Origin of the sequence: Micromonospora sp. M51, from assembly GCF_018070305.1 — a bacterium.
In the GTDB taxonomy this organism is placed as follows: domain Bacteria; phylum Actinomycetota; class Actinomycetes; order Mycobacteriales; family Micromonosporaceae; genus Micromonospora; species Micromonospora parva.
Map to the genome: position 1 here is coordinate 1 of NZ_JAGPXZ010000599.1, position 3,884 is coordinate 3,884.

The window sequence follows — 3,884 nt, forward strand, 5'->3', positions numbered from 1 at the left end:
ATCGTGGGGGTCACAACGACCGGGTGGCGGGGGGCATTCCACCCTGCCGGACCTCAGATCCCGCGCCCGTGAAGACCGGGCGGCGGGAGGTGGTGCTGCGATCGTCAGGGTGTGTAACGACCCCGGCCCGGCCACGATTCCCGCCTACGGGTGCCCACGGCCACCACCCACAAACACCCACAACCCGACACACCACCCACACAACCACGGCCCCACGGCACCGAACCGGCCCGCACGCCCGTGATCCACTCGGGTTCACGGAAACCGGGGCATCCGGGACGCCAGGACACCCCGACTTCATGAAACCCGAGTCGATCACGCATCGGACGACGGCATCAACGTCGGCGGCGGTGACCATCGGGAACGACCCGTCGGCGAGCCGGGCGGCACGGTCGGGCTGGTGCAAAGCGCACACGCCGACCCTTGGGCAGAACGCCATCATCCGCGCCTCCCCGGCGGACCGCCTCCCGTCTCGCCGGGAGCCGTACCTGGCGGCGCAGAGTTCACGACCCGCACCAGACGAGGCCGAGATCACAACCCGCACCAGACGAGGCCGAGATCACAACCCGCACCAGACCAGGCCGAGATCACGACCCGCGCCAGACCCAGCCGAGGGCACGACCCGTGCCAGACCCAGCCGAGGGCACGACCCGTGCCAGACCCGGCCGAGGGCACGACCCGCACCAGACGAGGCCGAGGTCGGGAGTCGCGCCGGACAACGCGGAGGTCGGGAGCCGTACCAGGTGGCGGGGTCTTTCTGGACGGGCTGGCGCCCGTCGGAGTGTTCCGACGGGCGCCAGCTTCCGTGCAATCCGGGCGCAGCCCGGTGGGGTTGATCAGTGCGCCGCACCACCGAAGCGCTGGCGGCGACGCCAGGCCAGGGTCAGCAGGAGCATGACCGCTCCGGCGCCGACCAGGCCGCCGCCGAGCTTCATGGGTGTGCCGAGGCTGTCACCCGTGACGGGCAGCGGCTGCTTCTTGTGCAACACCCGCAGCTCGGTGCTGGCGGTCCGGCCGGACTCCCGACCGGTGGCGGTGAAGGTCAGCAGACCTGTCACCGACGGCTTGTAGCTCTTGGTGAAGCGACCCTGGGCGTTGGTGAACGCCGTGAAGTTCAGGGGCGCGCTCGCCTGGTACGCCACCGGGGTCATGGCCACGGTGCTGCCGTCGCTCCGGCGAGCCGGAGCCTGACCGCCGGCCGGTGCGGCCAGCGGGGTCACCGTCACGGAGATGTCGACCGTCTCGTTCGGGCCGAAGCCGGTGCCGGTCAACAACACCGTCTCGCCGAGGAAGATCGTCGGCCGGTTGACGGTCAGCGAAGCGGCTGCCGGCGGGTACGGCGGCGGCTGGGGCGGGTCAGTGGTCGCGCTGGGCGTCGGCTGCGGCTGTGCCGCCCCCGCTGCCGTCGGCACGGCCACCACGGCCAGGCCGACCGTGAGCGCCATGATGATGCGGGATAGCCGCATGATTGGTTCCCTCCTACTGGTCACAGCTTGGTGCGGAATGAACTTGGGTGGTCCAGGGGCTGGCGGTGGGGGTCAGCCACAGCTCGGCCTGCCCGACGCCGGTCTTGGCGGTCAGCACGGTGACCTCCAGCGCCCGTTCGGCACCGGGGCCGACGTCCACGCTGGCCGTCGCCACCTGGCGGCGGCGTTCGGTGCCGCTGCCAAGTGCCGTCTCGACCCCGTCGAGCCGGGCCTCGAGCACCGCTCCACCGGCCGGGCTGAAGATCGACACCAACGTGCGTGCGGTGTACGGATCGCCTGCCAGGCCGAGGCCGAGGACCGACTCGGTGAGTCCGGACTTCGGCGCCGTCGAGCGGAGGGTCACCCGCAGCCGGAGCTCGCGGCGGCCGTCGGGCCGGCATTCGCCGACCGTCAGGTTCGCCGTCGGCCGCAGGTAGTAGCCGAGCTTCGCGCCGCTGCCGTCGTTGAGGAACACGCCGACAGTTGGCACGGTGTCCTGCTCCGGGAGCGTTCCGGCCATCCGGCTGTCGCCGAATGTCCGCTGCTCCTCAGGTCGGGCACTCCAGAACAATATCCGGCGTTCCGTGATAGCACGGTCAAATGCGGACAACAACACCTTCGGGTTGACATTCTTCTTGAAAAAGGCGTCGAAGACCGCTGCCGCCGACGCCGCGAAGAACTCGTCCTGCTGTTTCAGGTCCAGCCGCTGGTAGCTGTCGTTGAGCAGCGTCTGCACGACCTTCTCGCTGGCGAGCGGCACACCACCGGGCACGAGCACCGGGCCGGTCGCCTTGAGCAGATAGGACAGCACCACCGGGTCGACGGCGAGCACGCCGTCGACTGTGGTGCCGGTCTTGCGGCGGAACATCTCGCGGTACAGCGTGGCGGCGGTCGGGAAGTGCGGAGACAGGTTGACGTCGGCGGGGTAGATGCCGGGCAGGTCGGTCCAGAGGGCGCGGGTTTCGGTGGGCACCTTCAACGCCGGGACGAACCGACCGAGCGAGGCGCTACTGCCCTGCTTGCCCATCTTCACTGCGCCGTTCTCGGCCTCGATCATCGCGTACGCGCCGAACATGCCGCCGGTCGCGCGGAGTTCGGCGAGGTTCTGCGAGACGAGCAGGTAGCGACGAGGGCCGTTCGCGCCGAGCAGCGGCGGCAACAGACGGGCTCCCTGGTCGGCGGCCGTGGTGAGGCTGGCCAGCCGGCCGATCTCGTCACGCAGGTCGGTCAGCGCCTGCCGAATCTGGCTGACCAGCCGGTCGGCGGGCACCGCGGCCAGATCCCGGCGGGTCCGCTGCACCGACTCGTTCACCCGGGTCAGCTCGGCGGAAACGGTGGTGAGCCGGGCCAGGTCCAGCCGGCCGCCGGTCGGCACCAGGCTGGTCAGGTCCGTGCGGAGCAGGGTCGGGAACGCCTGCCGGGCCAGGTCATCGATGGCGATGGCGATCCGGCGGACGGCGTCGAGGTCGTCGCCGGCGATCGGCGTACGGCGGCCGAGTTGCCAGCTCGGGTCGGTGGTCGCGGCGCGGGCCGCACCGGCCTGCTCCTGGAGCGCGGCGAGGGTCCGCAGCGCCCGGGCACTGTCCCCACCGACCACCTGGGCGCTCAGCTCCCGGGCCAGCCCGGCGGCGTTGAGCAGGTGGGCGCGCGCCTGCCAACCGCGGAAGCCGATCCATCCGCCGGTCGCCAGCAGCAGCGAGCCGACTACCAGGACGCCGAGAAGGGCCCGGCGCAGTCGGGCACGCCGACGACGCCGGGACCGGCTCCGTCGCCGGGTCGGTCGATCGCTCACCGTCACACCACACTCCTGTTCACGGAACCGGACAGAAGGTCGATTCCCTGACGTTCTTAGCACGCCTTAGGGAATTTCGTGCCCTTATCACGGTTGTTGCCCTTTTAATGAGTATTCTTCGCACTTACCGGCTGGCTGGGCGCGACCCGCCCGGCCGCCTCGTGCAACAGCCGTTCGATCTGGTCCACGCCGGCGGGCAGCGCCATCTCCCGCAGGTACGCGGCCCGCCCTCGACGCCCCCACTCGGTACGGGTCGGCGGCGGAATGGTGGCGGCCAACCAGAACCGGTCGGCCAGCGCCGCCCAGTCCTCCGGCGGGCAGGACAACCCGGCCCGCGCCCGCTCGACCAGCTCGGCGGTGTCCCCACCGGCCGACGCGATCACCGGCGCGGCACAGGAGAGCGCGGCCTGGAGCTTGCCGGGCACGGTGCCGCGCAGCTCCGGAAGGTCACGCAACATGACCAGCTGGTAGTCGGCGGCGGCGTACAGCTCGGGCATGTCGACCGGCGAGCGCCGCTCCAGGAAGCGCACGTTCTCCGCACCCAGCTCGGCGGCGAGCCCCCGCACCCGCCGCTCCTGCGCACCCGAACCGACCAGGACCAGATCCATCGTCCGGTCCAGCGCCGC

The 3,884-nt window shown here is 71.1% G+C and carries 3 protein-coding genes; all 3 read right to left on the minus strand.

Annotation, left to right across the window (positions count from 1 at the left end; all coding sequences use genetic code 11):
• Positions 1–836: 836 nt before the first annotated feature.
• Positions 837–1,466, minus strand: a complete 630-nt coding sequence (locus KBX53_RS25265; protein ID WP_030338035.1) for a hypothetical protein — start codon at positions 1,464–1,466, stop codon at positions 837–839.
• Between the two features lie 13 nt (positions 1,467–1,479).
• Positions 1,480–3,258, minus strand: a complete 1,779-nt coding sequence (locus KBX53_RS25270) for a DUF4012 domain-containing protein (protein ID WP_309140851.1) — start codon at positions 3,256–3,258, stop codon at positions 1,480–1,482.
• Positions 3,259–3,362: 104 nt separating this feature from the next.
• A partial coding sequence (locus KBX53_RS25275; protein WP_210862004.1) for a glycosyltransferase occupies positions 3,363–3,884 on the minus strand: 522 nt, incomplete at its 5' end.